Annotated in this window: 17 protein-coding genes and 1 other RNA gene; 8 read left to right on the top strand and 10 right to left on the bottom strand. The window is 58.4% G+C overall.

Annotation, left to right across the window (positions count from 1 at the left end; translation table 11 throughout):
• The coding region (locus tag HBN63_RS17160) for a methyl-accepting chemotaxis protein (protein WP_170050243.1) at nt 1-1,316 on the top strand (1,316 nt) is incomplete at its 5' end.
• A gap of 104 nt (nt 1,317-1,420) precedes the next feature.
• Nucleotides 1,421-1,517: signal recognition particle sRNA small type (gene ffs, locus HBN63_RS17155), an RNA gene on the top strand.
• Between the two features lie 482 nt (nt 1,518-1,999).
• On the opposite strand, the gene HBN63_RS17150 is transcribed toward ffs, so the two are convergent.
• Together HBN63_RS17150 and HBN63_RS17145 are read right to left on the bottom strand one after the other, a co-directional pair.
• A complete protein-coding gene (locus tag HBN63_RS17150) occupies nt 2,000-2,287 on the bottom strand; it encodes a DUF3509 domain-containing protein (RefSeq protein ID WP_160088592.1) in 288 nt (95 codons plus the stop codon).
• A gap of 70 nt (nt 2,288-2,357) precedes the next feature.
• Nucleotides 2,358-2,579 (bottom strand): hypothetical protein, encoded by a 222-nt coding sequence (locus HBN63_RS17145; protein WP_090256116.1) that lies wholly within the window; start codon nt 2,577-2,579, stop codon nt 2,358-2,360.
• Between the two features lie 462 nt (nt 2,580-3,041).
• Here HBN63_RS17145 and dnaX point away from each other — a divergent pair, with 462 nt between their 5' ends.
• The 4 genes from dnaX to HBN63_RS17125 all read left to right on the top strand — a co-directional run bounded on the left by dnaX (nt 3,042) and on the right by HBN63_RS17125 (nt 7,478).
• Entirely contained in the window at nt 3,042-5,132 is a 2,091-nt protein-coding gene (gene dnaX, locus HBN63_RS17140; RefSeq protein ID WP_170050242.1) for a DNA polymerase III subunit gamma/tau, read from the top strand.
• Between the two features lie 18 nt (nt 5,133-5,150).
• Nucleotides 5,151-5,477: a YbaB/EbfC family nucleoid-associated protein gene (locus tag HBN63_RS17135; protein ID WP_090385942.1), complete on the top strand. Its 327-nt coding sequence runs from the start codon at nt 5,151-5,153 to the stop codon at nt 5,475-5,477.
• Nucleotides 5,478-5,621: 144 nt separating this feature from the next.
• On the top strand, nt 5,622-6,221 hold the full coding sequence (recR, locus tag HBN63_RS17130; protein WP_090256119.1) for a recombination mediator RecR: 600 nt from the start codon (nt 5,622-5,624) through the stop codon (nt 6,219-6,221).
• Between the two features lie 108 nt (nt 6,222-6,329).
• A complete protein-coding gene (locus tag HBN63_RS17125) occupies nt 6,330-7,478 on the top strand; it encodes an acyl-CoA dehydrogenase family protein (RefSeq protein ID WP_170050241.1) in 1,149 nt (382 codons plus the stop codon).
• 75 nt (nt 7,479-7,553) lie between these two features.
• On the opposite strand, the gene HBN63_RS17120 is transcribed toward HBN63_RS17125, so the two are convergent.
• Together HBN63_RS17120 and HBN63_RS17115 are read right to left on the bottom strand one after the other, a co-directional pair.
• Complete coding sequence (locus tag HBN63_RS17120) at nt 7,554-7,766, bottom strand: cold-shock protein (protein WP_069516724.1); 213 nt, start codon at nt 7,764-7,766, stop codon at nt 7,554-7,556.
• Nucleotides 7,767-8,109: 343 nt separating this feature from the next.
• A complete protein-coding gene (locus HBN63_RS17115) occupies nt 8,110-9,036 on the bottom strand; it encodes an AraC family transcriptional regulator (protein ID WP_170050240.1) in 927 nt (308 codons plus the stop codon).
• 297 nt (nt 9,037-9,333) lie between these two features.
• On the opposite strand from HBN63_RS17115, the gene HBN63_RS17110 reads away from it, so the two are divergent.
• Nucleotides 9,334-10,071: an SDR family oxidoreductase gene (locus tag HBN63_RS17110; protein ID WP_170050239.1), complete on the top strand. Its 738-nt coding sequence runs from the start codon at nt 9,334-9,336 to the stop codon at nt 10,069-10,071.
• 25 nt (nt 10,072-10,096) lie between these two features.
• Nucleotides 10,097-10,375, top strand: coding sequence for an antibiotic biosynthesis monooxygenase family protein (locus HBN63_RS17105; RefSeq protein ID WP_170050238.1), 279 nt, complete (start codon nt 10,097-10,099; stop codon nt 10,373-10,375).
• A 55-nt stretch (nt 10,376-10,430) separates the two neighbouring features.
• On the opposite strand, the gene HBN63_RS17100 is transcribed toward HBN63_RS17105, so the two are convergent.
• From HBN63_RS17100 to HBN63_RS17080, 6 genes are all read right to left on the bottom strand, one after another.
• Nucleotides 10,431-11,447 carry an alpha/beta hydrolase gene (locus HBN63_RS17100; protein WP_170050237.1) on the bottom strand — a complete coding sequence of 339 codons (1,017 nt, stop codon included), beginning with the start codon at nt 11,445-11,447 and terminating at the stop codon, nt 10,431-10,433.
• A gap of 59 nt (nt 11,448-11,506) precedes the next feature.
• A complete protein-coding gene (locus HBN63_RS17095) occupies nt 11,507-11,935 on the bottom strand; it encodes an organic hydroperoxide resistance protein (RefSeq protein ID WP_090256124.1) in 429 nt (142 codons plus the stop codon).
• A gap of 66 nt (nt 11,936-12,001) precedes the next feature.
• Nucleotides 12,002-12,130 (bottom strand): hypothetical protein, encoded by a 129-nt coding sequence (locus HBN63_RS21965; protein WP_262499001.1) that lies wholly within the window; start codon nt 12,128-12,130, stop codon nt 12,002-12,004.
• 306 nt (nt 12,131-12,436) lie between these two features.
• On the bottom strand, nt 12,437-12,886 hold the full coding sequence (locus HBN63_RS17090; RefSeq protein ID WP_160088576.1) for a MarR family transcriptional regulator: 450 nt from the start codon (nt 12,884-12,886) through the stop codon (nt 12,437-12,439).
• 154 nt (nt 12,887-13,040) lie between these two features.
• Nucleotides 13,041-13,925, bottom strand: a complete 885-nt coding sequence (locus tag HBN63_RS17085; RefSeq protein ID WP_170050236.1) for an SDR family NAD(P)-dependent oxidoreductase — start codon at nt 13,923-13,925, stop codon at nt 13,041-13,043.
• Nucleotides 13,922-15,475, bottom strand: coding sequence for an NAD(P)/FAD-dependent oxidoreductase (locus HBN63_RS17080; protein WP_170050235.1), 1,554 nt, complete (start codon nt 15,473-15,475; stop codon nt 13,922-13,924). Before HBN63_RS17080 ends, HBN63_RS17085 begins: the two co-directional genes overlap by 4 nt.
• Between the last annotated feature and the right edge of the window lie 31 nt (nt 15,476-15,506).

The following is a 15,506-nucleotide window of genomic DNA, read 5'->3' as shown; positions in this document are numbered from 1 at the left end:
GCCTGAAAAGTGTCCGGATGGCCGTGAAATCGGTGTCCGGATGCTCGTGGAATGAGTGTCCGGATCAGCGTGGAATCACTGTCCGGATGTGCGTGGAATGGGTGTCCGAGTCAGCGTGGAATCCGCATTTTGGTGGCAGTGAAGAACAGTTTGAATCGATGCGTACAGCTATTGATAAGCTGGGTGAAATGGATGATGCAGCGGCTAATGCTGAAGGGCTTGCCGCTATCAGATTAGGCGAGACATTAAGCTGGCAGCAGGGCGTCATTATTGCTATCGGTTTAGGGGTCTGTCTGGTGCTGGTGGTGGGCTTTCCAATTCTGGTCACTGGGCCGCTGCACAAACTTTTGAATCGTATCGAGCAGATCGCTGATGGCGATGGTGATCTCCGAGTGCGCCTGGATGTCTTGTCGAGTGATGAGCTCGGTAAGCTGAGTCACGCGTTCAATCGCTTTCTCGATAAATTACAACCGCTAATCAAAGAGGTGGGAAGGGTTACCGGTGAGGTTGAAAGCTCTGCGCAGAATCTTGCCGGATTAGCTGCAGCCAATGATCGGTTGATTAGTAGTGAGCATGCTGCAGTCGATCAGGTCAGTACAGCTGCGACCGAGATGAGCTCAGCCGTGAATGAAGTGGCGCGTAATGCGCAAAATGCAGCTGATGCTGCGCGTGGAGCGGAAGTTCAGTCACGCGAGGGCGCGCAAGTGGTCGGCGCCACGATCAACTCGATTCGCCAGCTCGCGCAAGAGGTGGAAAGTGCGTCGTTGACCATTCAGGCGCTTGAGCAAGAGGCATCTAGTATCGGTGCTGTATTGGCTGTTATCCGAGGCATTGCAGAGCAAACTAATTTGCTAGCCCTCAATGCGGCCATAGAAGCTGCGCGCGCTGGGGAGCAGGGGCGCGGTTTTGCGGTTGTAGCTGATGAGGTGCGTGCATTAGCGGCGCGTACGCAGGAGTCTACCAAGGACATCCAGGTAATGATCGAGCGCCTGCAAATCGGCGTGCAGAATGCAGTTAAGGCCACCCATTCGGGGAGTAGTAAGGCAAGGCAAAGTGTTGAGCAGGCAGCTGGGGTGGATCAAGCGCTGACTGATACCAGTAATTCTGTTCAGCGCATCAATGATATGACTGCACAAATCGCTACTGCCTGTGAAGAGCAGAGCAGTGTTACTGAAGAGATTGCGCGCAATATCAGTGACATTCGAGACCTGTCGAATGAGGCGGCTCAAACCTCTGAGCAGAGTGCAGAAGCCAGTCAGCGACTATCTGAGTTGTCGCATGGTTTGAGTAAGCTGGTTGGTAGGTTTCGTGTCTAAGTCACGTGCATTTTAATGGTCTAAGTGCTTGAAACGGTTGTAACTTCAACTCAAGCCAGTACAATGGCGCGGCTCGCTTCAGTCGAGCTGCGTTATGGTGGCCCTGCCGGTCCCCTCGCAACGATCAGCCGTGAACCCGGTCAGGCCTGGAAGGGAGCAGCCGCAGCGGTGACATTGTGTGCCGAGGTGTGGCTGGTGGGGTTGCCTCCAGTTACTTAGCTGGTTGATTCATAAAGGTTTTTCACTCCAAACCACACGTGGTACAAGGAGTGATACAACCGATGCCCAGCATCCCTTCTTATCTTCTATTTTCACTCCACTCGGTCTATTACTTCCGAGCTGTGGTGCTTGACGTCGTTTGTCCGTTGTTTCATCGCAGGGAAATTCGGCGTTCTCCCCAGGCCCGCTGTAGGCGCGAAGCGTTGATCCGTGGGCGCGAGCTTTTGCTGCAAGTTCAGCGGCTTTTCACCGAAGCATTCCAAGGCATTAAGCCGTCGGTTGGGCGCCTGCGTGGCGAGTGGGAGTCGGGAGGGAGAAGGCTCGCTATCTGGGCTTCCTGGTTGCGTCAGCAGCAATTGGAGTCTTTGGCTGCGGCTCCATTTGCACCGCTTCCTGAAACCACTCAGAGGGCCCCGGTAATGCAGGCGTTGGAGGCCCTACTGAAAGTAGGGCACAAAGAGCTTTTAGTGTGTGTGGTAGCTAAGCACGCTGTCCTGTTCCTTTAATGCTTTACGCATGTCTGCAGGAATGCTGCCCGAGCGCATTGCAAGCTCTAGGCGAATATCTTCAAGGCTTTGAGCGAACGCTTGCGTGTCGGTCAGTTGGGCTGCGCTCAGCACACGGCTGTATGCAGTGGCTTCGTTTGCATCCAGCAAAGAGAGCACAACCCCACCGTCTGGGCGGGGAGGGCTGAATATGGCGCGCAGCGGGGTAAACAGTTGCTCAACGAGTTCGCGGTTAATCTTGTCCATGACCATGCTCCATCCAGAGGGTGATCACTTCTGACCCCTTAGATGCTCGATGGTTCGTGAATCTTGCTAATCAAGCAGTCAGTGACTGCCGAGCGCGTTCGATGACTTGTTCCAGGTGCGCGCCACTGTACTGGCCGGGGTAGAGGCGCTGACTGTGCTTGGCGATGCCTGCATCGTTGACGATGGTAAAGCTGAAGCTACCTTTGCGGGCGGCTAGGATGCGGCAGTCAAAAGGTGCAAATGCACTCGATAGGGTGCGAATAGCATCCTGAATTTGGTGTTGGGTATTCATTTTTGGGTACTTCCTAAAACAACAGGCGCGTCATTGCGCTAAATAAAGCTCCAGGCTGTCGACGTAAGTAGTCGATTGCATGTGTAGATAGGAGCTGGACTGCGCGCACAAGTTCCACAGCGGACACGTTGTGCGGGTCGGTACGTCGGAGGCGGGCTTGAGTCAGCGCTTGCGCGGGACGGCCAGATCAGTCAGCAGGTTGGGATATGGGTTAGAGCTGTGCGGCATTACCCGTGGGTTATGCGCTCTTACCTGGAAACCATCGAGGGGGCTAAAAGGCCTGATTGACTTGCAGCGTGGTACGAACGGGGCGGATGATACCCGTCTGGCTAATTTTTCGCCAGTTTATTTGCAAGCAATACTGCAGGTTGGCCATTCGTAGGCTGCGCATTGGATGCAATTTGCCCCATGCTCCGTTAGGATTAGCCCCACTTTTTTGCTTTCCTCTCGTGACGGGTTTCGATGAGTTATCAGGTTCTTGCACGCAAGTGGCGTCCGCGCTCGTTCAACGAAATGGTTGGCCAGACGCATGTGCTCAAGGCGCTGATCAATGCGCTCGATAGCCAACGACTGCACCATGCCTATTTGTTCACGGGCACCCGTGGTGTAGGCAAGACCACGATTGCGCGGATTATTGCCAAGTGCCTGAATTGCGAGACCGGCATCAGCTCGACGCCTTGCGGCGTCTGTTCGATTTGCAAAGAGATTGATGAGGGGCGCTTTATCGACCTGATCGAGGTCGATGCTGCCAGCCGTACCAAGGTTGAAGACACTCGCGAGTTGCTCGACAACGTGCAGTATTCGCCGAGCCGTGGACGCTTCAAGGTCTACCTGATCGACGAAGTACACATGCTCTCAACCAGCTCCTTCAATGCGCTGCTGAAGACCCTGGAAGAACCACCGCCCCACGTCAAATTCCTCCTGGCGACCACGGATCCGCAGAAGCTGCCGGTCACGGTGTTGTCGCGCTGCCTGCAGTTCTCACTGAAGAACATGCCGCCGGAGCGGGTGGTCGATCACCTCACCCATGTCTTGGCTGCGGAAAACATCCCGTTCGAAAATGACGCACTCTGGTTGCTCGGCCGTGCGGCCGATGGCTCGATGCGCGATGCCATGAGTCTGACCGACCAGGCGATTGCTTTTGGTGAGGGTAAGGTGCTGGCCGCCGATGTGCGCGCCATGCTTGGCACCCTCGACCATGGCCAGGTCTACGGTGTGCTACACGCCCTGCTGGAGGGCGATGCGCGCGCTTTGATTGAGGCTGTGCGTCATCTGGCTGAGCAGGGGCCTGACTGGAATGGCGTTTTGTCCGAGATGCTCAACGTACTGCACCGAGTGGCCATTGCCCAAGCGCTGCCCGAGGCCGTGGATAACGGTCAGGGGGATCGTGAGCGAGTGCTTGAACTGGCCAGGGTTCTCCCTGGCGAAGATGTGCAGTTTTATTATCAGATGGGCTTGATTGGGCGACGCGATTTACCGTTGTCGCCCGACCCACGTAGCGGCTTTGAGATGGTGCTGTTGCGTATGTTGGCATTCCGCCCGGCGGATACCCACGATGCGCCGAGAGTTGCGCTAAAGCCGTTGGGGATTAGCCAGGCCACTGCTGATCCCGCGACCAACCCAGTGGCCGGTGCGGCTATCCCGTCACCGGTGAGCATTCCTGTTGCGGTTCTGCCTGCGCCGCCGACTCCTGTAGTTGAAGTTGCACCTGTAGTGCCGGTAGCAGCGCCTGAAGCGCCTGTGGCAGTCCTGCCGCCCGCACCGGAAGTGGTCAGCGGACCCGCTGCGCAGCCTTCGCTGGCTGAAGCGACAGCTGCCCCTGTAGCATCCGCGCCTGTGGTAGATCTGCCCTGGGAAGAGCAGGTCAATCTGCCTGTTGCTCAAACGGCTGAGCCTGTTACAGAAGTCGCAGAGCCTGTCGTTGCTGCGGCAGAGTCCGTCACGCTAACAGCCGAGCCGCCACAAGCTGCAGAGCCTGAGTCGCAACTGATTGAGCAGCCGGCTCCGTCCGCCGATACGGATGACGATGAGCCGCCGCTGGGCGACTACGACTATGTCGAGATGGATGCAGAGTCGTTTGATTATGATTTTGACGCGGTAGAGCGCGCTGCATCTGCCGAGCCAGAGGTCTTGCCTGCGGCGCAACCGGCGACAGGACTGGCGGCCGACTGGTTGGAGCTGTTCCCGAAGCTCGGCTTGTCCGGGATGACCGCTAGCATCGGCGCTAACTGCACTCTGATAAGCGTCGAGGGCGACAACTGGTTGTTGCACCTGGACCCGGCGCATTCAGCGCTGTTCAACCTAACCCAGCAGCGGCGCCTGAATGATGCGCTCAATCAGTTGCACGGGCGCGAGCTCAAGGTGTTGATCGAGTTATGCAAGCCTGAGCAGGAAACACCTGCGCAGGCTGCGGCGCACAAGCGAGCCAATCGCCAGCGTGAGGCCGAAGCCTCGATCCATCAGGACCCGGTTATTCAACAAATGATTCAGCAGTTCGCTGCGGTTATCCGCGCGGACAGCATTGAACCCCTGGATACTCCCGTTAACCCCTAATTACCGAGGACTTACACCATGATGAAAGGTGGCATGGCCGGCCTGATGAAGCAGGCACAGCAGATGCAGGAAAAAATGCAGAAGATGCAGGAAGAGCTGGCGAACGCCGAAGTAACCGGTCAATCCGGTGCTGGGCTGGTCAGCGTGGTTATGACTGGGCGTCACGACGTCAAACGTGTCAGCCTGGATGACAGCCTGATGCAGGAAGACAAGGAGATCCTCGAAGACCTGATCGCCGCTGCGGTAAATGATGCCGTGCGCAAGGTTGAGCAGAACAGCCAGGACAAGATGTCCGGTATGACTGCCGGCATGCAGTTGCCTCCAGGCTTCAAAATGCCGTTCTAAGCGGTCATCCGCCGGCACTGCATTGCAGCGCTGGGAGCCGGTGTGGGTATCCTCAGCCCACACCGCCTGTACCTTGCTCTGTCAGGGCTCAATAGCCCTATAGGGTTTTGTTGGAAAGAGTTGTAGCCGTCGAGTACTTCCCCAATGAGTTTCAGCCCGCTGATCCGCCACCTGATCGATTCTCTGCGCATTCTTCCTGGCGTTGGGCAGAAGACTGCTCAGCGTATGGCCTTGCAGATGCTTGAGCGTGATCGCTCCGGGGCCTTGCGCCTGGCCCAGGCGCTTACACAAGCGATGGAAGGCGTTGGCCACTGCAAGCAGTGCCGCAGCCTGAGCGAGGAAGAGGTGTGTCAGCTGTGTCTGGACCCGCGGCGCGATGACAGTCTGCTGTGTGTGGTCGAAGGGCCGATGGATGTGTATGCGGTCGAGCACACCGGGTTTCGCGGGCGCTACTTCGTTCTCAAGGGGCATTTGTCGCCGCTCGACGGTCTCGGCCCAGAGGCGATTGGTATTCCCGAGCTACTGGCGCGGATTGCTGCCGGCAGTTTCACCGAGGTGATTCTGGCCACCAATCCGACTGTAGAGGGCGAGGCCACCGCGCATTACATCGCTCAGCTACTGGCGGGGAAAGGCCTGATTGCCTCGCGCATTGCCCATGGCATGCCGCTGGGCGGCGAGCTGGAGTTGGTGGACGGGGGCACCCTGGCGCATTCGATTGCCGGGCGTCGACCTATCCAGTTGTAGGTACCCAGCTGGTAGGCGGCTTGATTGCCCTTGCGCATGGCGTAATCCTCTTCTTGTAAACCAAGCAAGCGCTTGGTAATTTCCCTGAAACCTCAGTGGGAATACCTCATGTCTGTCTTTCAGGAATATTTCGATGAATCCCACCAGTTGGTGCGTGATTCTGTCAGGCGCTTTGTCGAGCGCGAAATTCTGCCGCACATCAATGATTGGGAAGAAGCCGAGGAGTTTCCTCGCGAGCTCTACCTCAAGGCGGGGGCTGCGGGGATTCTCGGTATTGGCTACCCGGAAGCGTTTGGTGGCAGCCATGAGGGTGATGTCTTTGCCAAGGTCGCTGCCAGCGAGGAGTTGATGCGCTCAGGCTCTGGCGGCTTGGTAGCGGGGCTCGGCTCCCTGGATATCGGTTTACCTCCTGTGGTGAAGTGGGCCAAGCCGGAGCTGCGCGAGCGCATCGTGCCGCAGGTCCTGGCCGGTGAAAAAATCATGGCGCTGGCGGTGACCGAGCCGTCCGGTGGTTCGGATGTGGCCAATCTGAAAACCCGTGCGGTACAGGATGGCGATTTCTACCGTGTTAGCGGCAGTAAAACCTTTATTACTAGCGGGGTGCGCGCGGATTACTACACGGTTGCCGTGCGTACCGGAGGCGATGGCTTTGGTGGTGTCAGCCTGTTGCTGGTGGAGAAGGGCACGCCTGGCTTCACCGTAGGGCGCAAGCTGAAGAAGATGGGCTGGTGGGCATCGGATACGGCGGAGTTGTTCTTCGATGATTGCAGGGTGCCGGTAGGCAATCTGATCGGCGCCGAGAACATGGGCTTTGCCTGCATCATGGCGAATTTCCAGAGCGAGCGGCTATCGCTGGCGATCATGGCTAATATGACGGCGCAGCTGGCACTTGAAGAGTCGATGAAGTGGGCCAAGGAGCGCGAGGCGTTCGGTAAGCCTATTGGCAAGTTCCAGGTGCTCAAGCATCGTCTTGCGGAGATGGCGACGCAGCTTGAAGTGTCGCGCGACTTTACCTATAGGCAAGCGGCGAAGATGGCGGCAGGTAAAAGTGTGATCAAGGAAATATCCATGGCCAAGAATTTTGCCACTGATATTGCCGATCGACTGACCTACGATGCGGTGCAGATCATGGGGGGGATGGGGTATATGCGCGAAAGCCTGGTGGAGCGGCTTTACCGTGATAACCGCATTCTGTCGATTGGTGGTGGCTCGCGTGAAATCATGAACGAGATCATCAGCAAGCAGATGGGCTTATAGATAAGGCAGGTTTTACAACCGTCAGATAAAACAAACCCCGCGAGCGCGGGGTTTGTTTTAAAGCAGGACAGGGGCTTAGGCCACCTGTACCTCTTCAGCTTGCATACCTTTCTGACCGCGAGCGGCCACGTAGGTAACAGTCTGGCCTTCTTTCAGGCTTTTGAAACCGTCGCTTTGGATGGCTTTAAAGTGAACGAAGAGGTCATCGCCGCCATTAGTTGGGGTAATGAAGCCGAAGCCTTTCTCATCGTTGAACCATTTGACGGTGCCAGTTTCGCGATTTGCCATGGTGTGTCTCTTAATTCGATACGAAGTGCGGTGCCAGAGTGCTCATAGCACCTATGCGGTTTTGCTGATAACTACAAGTCAGCTCAGCCATAATAGGCCGTTTTCACAGGAAGTGTTGGGTTTAACGTTAATTATTCATATTTTTCTCAGCTCATAAGCTGAAAAGTCCCCATTAGCCCGGGCTGCAGGGCGTTTTGGCGTCTGCCTGATGTTGTTGCCTATAATGAATTCTGGCCAGTTCTGCCTGCTTAAGCGCTAACTTGGCCCCAGTAAAACGCCTCGGTGCTCTTGAAAAGCGTCGGGGCGTTTTTTTCGAGCTGCTGTCAGAGATTTTTTAGCCCTGCTATGCCGAGCTGCGTAAGCGGGCCAGATCGCGCAGCGGTGGCGCGCCGAACAAGCGGCTGTATTCGCGGCTGAACTGCGAGGGGCTTTCATAGCCGACGCGGTAACTGGCTGAAGCAGCCTCTAGTCCTTCGCAGAGCATCAGGCGCCGCGCTTCCTGAAGGCGCAATTGCTTTTGGTATTGCAGTGGGCTGAGAGCCGTGACGGCTTTGAAGCGGTGGTGCAGGGTCGAGGTGCTGAGGTTGACCTCACGGGCCAGGTCCTCGATGCGCAGGGGCTGGTCGAAATGCAGGTTCAGCCACTCGATAGCATGGTTGATGCGCTGGCCCTGGCTGTCGGCGATGGCGATTTCGTGCAGGCGATGGCCCTGCGGGCTGTGCAACAGGCGGTAGAAAATCTCGCGCAGGGCCAGCGGCGCAAGCATGGCGATATCGCGCGGGGTTTCCAGGAGTCGCAGCAGGCGCAATACCGCGTCAAGCAATTGAGTATCCAAGCGATCCAGATACAGCGCCCGACGTGGCCCAGGATTAGGCACGCCAATGGGGCCGATGTCGGCGATTAGGCTAGTGATCAGCGCCGGATCAATATCCAAACGCAGGCTTAGATAAGGCTTCTCAGGGGTTGCGCCGATCACCTGGCCGGTAACCGGCAGGGTGACTGAGGCCACCAGGTAGTTCAGCGGGTCGTAGGTGTACTGCTCATCGCCGAGGCGTACATCCTTGCGGCCCTGGGCAATGATGCACAGGCATGGCCGGTACAGCGTCGGTATGGGCAGGCTGGGTTGCGTTGCGCAGGCCAGGTCGAGGCCGGCAATGGCGCTGCTATGCAGGCCATCAGTCGGGCTCTGGCGCTGGATCAGCGCGGCCAGTTCGGCCTGGCGCGATGCCAGGTTGTCGTCGAGGACTAACGGGCTGATAGGTGATGTCATGGTTGCTCCTGCTGCTGGCTTGCAGGTTATCCCGGTTTTTCAGGCAAGTCAGCGCTGCCCAGAACGCGTTGCAGGATCAGGCAATAATTCACCAGCAATAGGCAATAAACCCAGCTCTACAGGCGATCAGCGCAAATCTGAATTAAGCGTAGGTTTCGCAGAGTAGTTTTGCTGAATTTTGAACGTTGCAGGTTTAGGCAATAATTCGCCAGAAATCGTCTAACCCTGAGCACGCCATCTGACGGAATCTGTTGCTGTCGCGGCAATCCTTGCCGCTTACCAGCAGAGGATTCGGCCATGTTGAATATCCAAGACAAAGTCATTCTGATCACCGGCGCCAGCAGCGGTATCGGCGAGGCCTGTGCGCGCTTACTGGCCGAGAAGGGCGCGCGGCTGTTGCTCGGCGCACGGCGTACCGAGCGCCTGGAGCAGTTGGTCAGCGAAATCCGTGAGGCGGGCGGTAATGCGGATTACCGCCGCCTGGACGTAACCAGCCAGGCCGACACCCAGGCATTTGTCGACGCTGCCCTGGCGCAGTACGGCCGTGTTGATGTGCTGATCAACAACGCCGGAGTCATGCCGCTGTCGCGCCTTGATGTGCTGAAGGTCGATGAGTGGAACCGCATGATCGACGTGAATATCCGTGGCGTGCTGCACGGCATCGCCGCTGCGTTGCCGGTGATGCAGCGTCAGCGCAGCGGTCAGTTCGTCAATATCGCCTCCATCGGCGCCTACAGCGTGGTGCCGACCGGTGCGGTGTATTGCGCAACCAAGTATGCGGTGCGCGCCATCTCCGAAGGCTTGCGTCAGGAAGTGGGCGGCGATATTCGCGTGACCCTGGTATCGCCGGGCGTGGTCGAGTCGGAGCTGGCCGAGAGCATTTCCGATGAGTCGAGCCGTGAGGCAATGAAGGCGTTCCGCAAGGTCGCCATCACCCCGGACGCGATTGCCCGCGCCATTGCTTATGCGGTTGAACAGCCAGCGGATGTCGATGTCAGCGAGCTGATCGTGCGGCCGACTGCCAGTCCTTATTGAGCCTGTATCTCTGGAGAGCAAGCCGATGTTAAGTCATAGCGCCGTGCTGCATGCCAGGGCGGGACGCACCGAGCAGTTGGGGGGGTGCCTGCATGGCTTGGGTGAATCCATGCAGACCATTCCCGGGTGCCTGGGTGTTGAGGTGCAGCAGCTGCCGGATGATGCAGCGCAGTGGCTGTTGCAAAGCCGCTGGCAATCGACAGCGGCGTTACAGGCATTTTTCGCTGCGCCGCTGTTGCAGCAGGTGCTTGACCAAGCTTTGCAGCAAGGCTTGCTGCGTAGCCTGCAATGCCAGGCCACTTGAGCAGCAGAACGCCCCGGCACGCTAAGCGTGTCGGGGCGTTTTGTTGTAACGCGGGTTACTTGAGGTTGGCTTTCAGCGCTGCTGCGGCTTGCTGCATGGCGCTTTGCGTGCCGGGTATCTGACTGATTACGTTGAGCAGACCAAAGTCATGGATCATGCCGTTGTAGCGCACGGATGTGACGTTGACCCCAGCCGCATCCAGCTTGCGCGCATAGGCTTCGCCTTCATCACGCAACACGTCGAACTCGGCGGTTTGCACCAGAGCCGGCGGCAAACCTTTCAGCTGCTCCACCGATGCCTGCAACGGCGCGGCGTAGATCTCGGCGCGCTGTTTCGGGTCGGTGGTGTAGTTATCCCAGAACCACTGCATCAAGCTTTTGCTGAGGAAGTGACCGTCGGCGAACTGGTTATAGGAGGCGTTGTTGAAGTTGGCGTCGGTGACCGGCCACATCAGCAGCTGGAACTTGATCGCCGGGGTGCCTTTGTCCTTGGCCATCAGGCTGACCACTGCGGCCATGTTGCCGCCCACACTGTTGCCGGCCACTGCCAGACGCTTGCCGTCGACACCGATTTGCGCGCCGTTCTGCGCCACCCACTGAGTTGCGGTGTAGGCCTGGTTGATTGCGGTCGGGTACTTGGCTTCCGGTGATGGGGTGTAATCGACATACACCGCCGCCGCGCCAGAGCCCACCACCAGGTCATGGATCAGGCGTTCGTGGGTCGCGTAGTCGCCCAGCACCCAGCCGCCACCGTGGAAAAACATAAAGACCGGCAGCTCGCCTTTGGCATCGGCTGGGCGCACAACTTTGAGCTGTATCGACTGGCCATCAACATCGATGGTTTTGTCGGCCACTTTGATCCCCGATACATCGACCTTGACCCCGGCCTGCGCGCCGACCAATAGGGCGCGGGCCTCTTTCGGGCTCAGCTGTTCGAGGGGCTTGCCACCGCTAGCGGTGAGGGCATTAAGGAAACCTTGAGTATTGCGCTCCACCCCGGGGCTACCAGCGGCAAACGCGCTGTTGACGGCAAGGGCGAGTATGGCGATCGACAAACCTTGTTTGATGTTCATGTGCGGCCTCCTGGGGCGGGCCGCTGACTGGCAGCGGCCGGGTAGTGGGTAGTTTGGGCTTAGTCGAGCAGCGTCAGGGTGACGTCGATATTGCCGCGGGTAGCATTGGAGTAAGGGCAGACGATGTGCGCACGCTCGATCAGGGTCTGCGCTTGCTCACGGTCCATGCCCGGCAGGCTGATGCGCAGTTCGACTTCGATGCCGAAACCGTTGGGAATCGCGCCGATTCCTACGACACCTTCAATCGAGGCGTCTGCGGGCATTGCCAGCTTGTCGCGGCCCGCGACGAACTTCATCGCGCCGATAAAACAGGCCGAGTAGCCCGCAGCGAACAGCTGCTCAGGGTTAGTGCCCGCACCGCCGGCACCGCCAAGTTCTTTCGGGGTGGTCAGGGCGACGTCGAGTACGCCGTCGGAGGATATGGCACGGCCGTCACGGCCGCCGGTGGCTTCTGCATAGGCACGGTAAGCAATGGTTTGAATCGACATGGTGGTAATCCTCTAAAGTCAGTTTGGGTTGGTACGCGTTACAGGTGTTGCGGTATCTGTGGTTGATCAGCCGTCGTGGTTGATCAGCCATTCTGGGTACAGGCCTTTGCCATCCTGTTGCTGCTTCTGGCTGTGGTCCGCCAGTACGGCAGCGGAGAGCGTGATGGCGATGGTGAATGTGATCAGGGTTTGCATAACGGTTCTCCTCAAGCTGCTGGGTTGTTTGGTTGGTCAGTAATTCGTTTATTAGCACTAAAGTTTTGCGCGCCAAGTAGTTCGATGGGGTGAACTTTAGTGATCATTAATTTAGCGCGCAAGATATATATTTGAATATTTTGCGATAAGCACTGCTGTGTTTAGGAATAAGCGAGGAATGGCGGGCGGTTGCGCGATTTTTCGAGAGCTGCGGCAGGACGAAATTGTTGAGTGGAGCAGGGGAGTGACGGGTAAGAGTCCGCGATGTGGACGACGAGACTGGCGGCAAGCCTGTCGCCCAGGTGCTTACACGGCTTGTTGCAGACTGCTACGTAAGGCGACCAGCTCAGCCTTGAGGGCGCCAAGTTCAGCGGCGGATTGCTGGGTGGCGGTGAGGATGCAGCTGGGGATGCTTTTGGCCTGTTCGCGTAGGGCGCGGCCTTTATCGGTGAGGAACAGCTCGACCACACGCTCGTCAACACTGCTGCGGGTGCGCTTGAGCAGACCTTCGGCTTCCAGGCGTTTGAGCAGCGGGGTGACGGAACCTGGGTCGGTGAGCAGACGGCTGCTGATATCGCCCACGGTGATGCCATCGCCTTCCCAGAGCACCATCATCGCCAGGTATTGCGGATAAGTCAGGCCCAGCTCCTGCAGCAGGGGCTTGTAGACCTTGGTCAGCAGTAACGAGGTCGAATACAGGGCGAAGCACAGCTGGTTATCGAGCAGCAGTTCGGCGCAAGGGTCTTGCGTAGTCATGGCGTTCTCCAGCGTCACAGGACAGGTGCCGACAATTTATCGCGCCAACTACTGTTATGCCAATTGAATGCGCACGGTGTTCATCCAGCAAGGCAAACGTTATACGTAAAAAAGCCCCAGACACCTGCGGCGCTGGGGCTTGTGGGCTGGCCGGTTACTCTACGGCAGCCTGGACTTTCTTGCTTGAGCCTTTCGGCGCAAAGCGCGCGGCCAGACGCATGGAGGCGGTTACCAGACGTTGGTAGAACGCTGGCCAAAGGCGTTGCATGCCATCCAGGGCGTAGGCGTCCGGGCCGATCAGGATGCGCCGCTTGTTTGCCAATACGCCGTTGATGATCACCTGGGCGGCTTTCTCCGGCGTGGTGCGCAGCAGTTGGTCGTTGAACTGCTGACGCGCCTTGTCGGCATCCTGGCCGGTAACGCTGCTCAGGCTGGCGTTCATTCGCGCGGTTTTGGCGATGTTGGTCTTGATCCCGCCGGGGTGCACGCAGCTGGCCGATACACCGCAATCGGCCATGTCCAGCTCCTGGCGCAGCGATTCGGTAAAGCCGCGCACGGCGAACTTACTGGCGTTGTAGGCGCTCATGCCCGGCTGGGCGAATAGGCCGAACACGCTGGAGACGTTGACGATATGGCCATTGCCCGAGGCCTTGATATGCGGCAGGAAGGCTTTGGTGCCGTTGACCACGCCCCAGAAGTTGATGTTCATGATCCACTCGTAGTCGGCATAGTCATTGCCTTCCACGGTGCCGCCCTGGGCTACGCCTGCGTTGTTGAAGATCGCGTTGACCCGGCCGAACTCGGCCACCACCTGGTCTGCCCAGGCATGCACCGCTTCACGGTCGGCGACGTTGACCAGGGTTTCGCTGACCTGCACACCGAGCTTGCGCGCCTGGGCGGCGGTTTCCGCCAGGCCCTCGGCATTCACATCGGAGAGCGCCAGTTGGCAACCCTGGCGGGCCAGACCGAAGGCCAGGGCGCGACCGATGCCGGAACCGGCGCCGGTGATGGCGGCTACCTTGTTTTCAAACGACTTCATGCGCTGGCCTCCTGGGCAGTCAACTGGATAGCGCTGTTCTGCGCCGGGTGTACCGCGTGTCTACGGCTGAAATGATAGGCCGCTGGGTCAAAGTTGCGCGTCAGCAGGCGAAAACGCCAGGTAAAACCGGGCCACACGGTGCAGTTGCGGCCGCTCACCGGATGCAGGTACCAGCTGGTGCAGCCGCCGGCATTCCATACTGTGTTACCCAGGCTGCCTTGTAGCTTGCCGTTGAATTGGTCCTGTACGGATTGCTTGACCTCCAGACTCTGCAATTCTTGCTCACCCACCAGCTTGAGAGCACCGAGCACGTAATGGATCTGCGACTCGATCATATAGACCATCGAGTTGTGACCCAGGCCGGTGTTCGGCCCCATCAGGAAGAACAGGTTGGGGAAGCCGGCGGTCAGGGTGCCTTTGTAGGCCTGCGGTCCTTCCGGCCAGGTATCGAGCAGATCAACGCCGCCACGGCCAAACACCACGCCGCGCGGCAGTGGGTCGCTCGGGGTGAAGCCGGTGCCGAAGATGATCGCGTCGATCTCGCGCTCCTTGCCATCCACGGTGCGGATGCTGCCGCTACGAATTTCCTCGATGCCATCGGTGATCAGGTCGACGTTGGGCTGGGTCAGCGTCGGGAAGTAATCGTTGGAGATCAGTACGCGCTTGCAGCCCATCAGGTAATCCGGGGTGACCTTGGCGCGCAAGACCGGGTCCTTGATCTGCTTGTTGATGTACCACTTGCCGACTTTCTGCGCGACGGTCATCACCTTGGGCAGCATGGCAAAGCCGATCACCCGGCTTTCCAGCAGGGCATAGATGGTGCCGCGCCAGAGTTTCTGCAGCAGCGGGAAGCGCTTGAAGCGGTTGCGCTCGCGCTCGCTGATGGCACGATCGGGCTTGGGCATGATCCACGGTGCGGTGCGCTGGTACAGATCGAGCTGGCTGACCTGCTTCTGGATCTGCGGCACGAACTGAATCGACGAGGCGCCGGTGCCAATTACCGCAATGCGTTTGCCGGTAAGGTCATAGCTGTGGTCCCACTGCTGCGAGTGGAAGATCTTGCCGGTGAAGTCGCCCAGGCCCTTGAGCGCCGGAATCGATGGGGTGGACAACGCACCCATGCCCGAGACCACGAACTGCGCGGTATAGCTGTTGCCGGCGCTGTCGCTGATCTGCCACAGCTCCTGCTGCTCATCCCAGGCCAGGCGGGTGATTTCGGTGTTCAGCTGGGTGTGGTTCTGCAGGCGGTACTTGCTCCAGCAGCCTTCCAGGTAACCCTGGATTTCTGGCTGCTTGGCAAACATACGCGTCCAGTTGGGGTTCTGCTCGAACGAAAAGGAGTACAGGTGCGATTGCACGTCACAACCGCAGCCCGGGTAGTTGTTGACCCGCCAGGTACCGCCGACGCCGGCTTCTTTTTCGAACAGCAGGAAGTCATGTTCACCTGCCTGCTTCAGGCGGATGGCCATGCCCAGGCCAGAGAAGCCCGTGCCGATAATGGCCACCTTGCAGTGGCGGGTGGCAGTAGGGGGTGAGACGGGTGCATTCATGGCCAAGCTCCTGTTATGTTTATTGCTGGCG

It is taken from the genome of Pseudomonas sp. WS 5011, assembly GCF_012985775.1.
In the GTDB taxonomy this organism is placed as follows: domain Bacteria; phylum Pseudomonadota; class Gammaproteobacteria; order Pseudomonadales; family Pseudomonadaceae; genus Aquipseudomonas; species Aquipseudomonas peli.
This window is presented reverse-complemented; position numbering and strand designations above follow the sequence as displayed.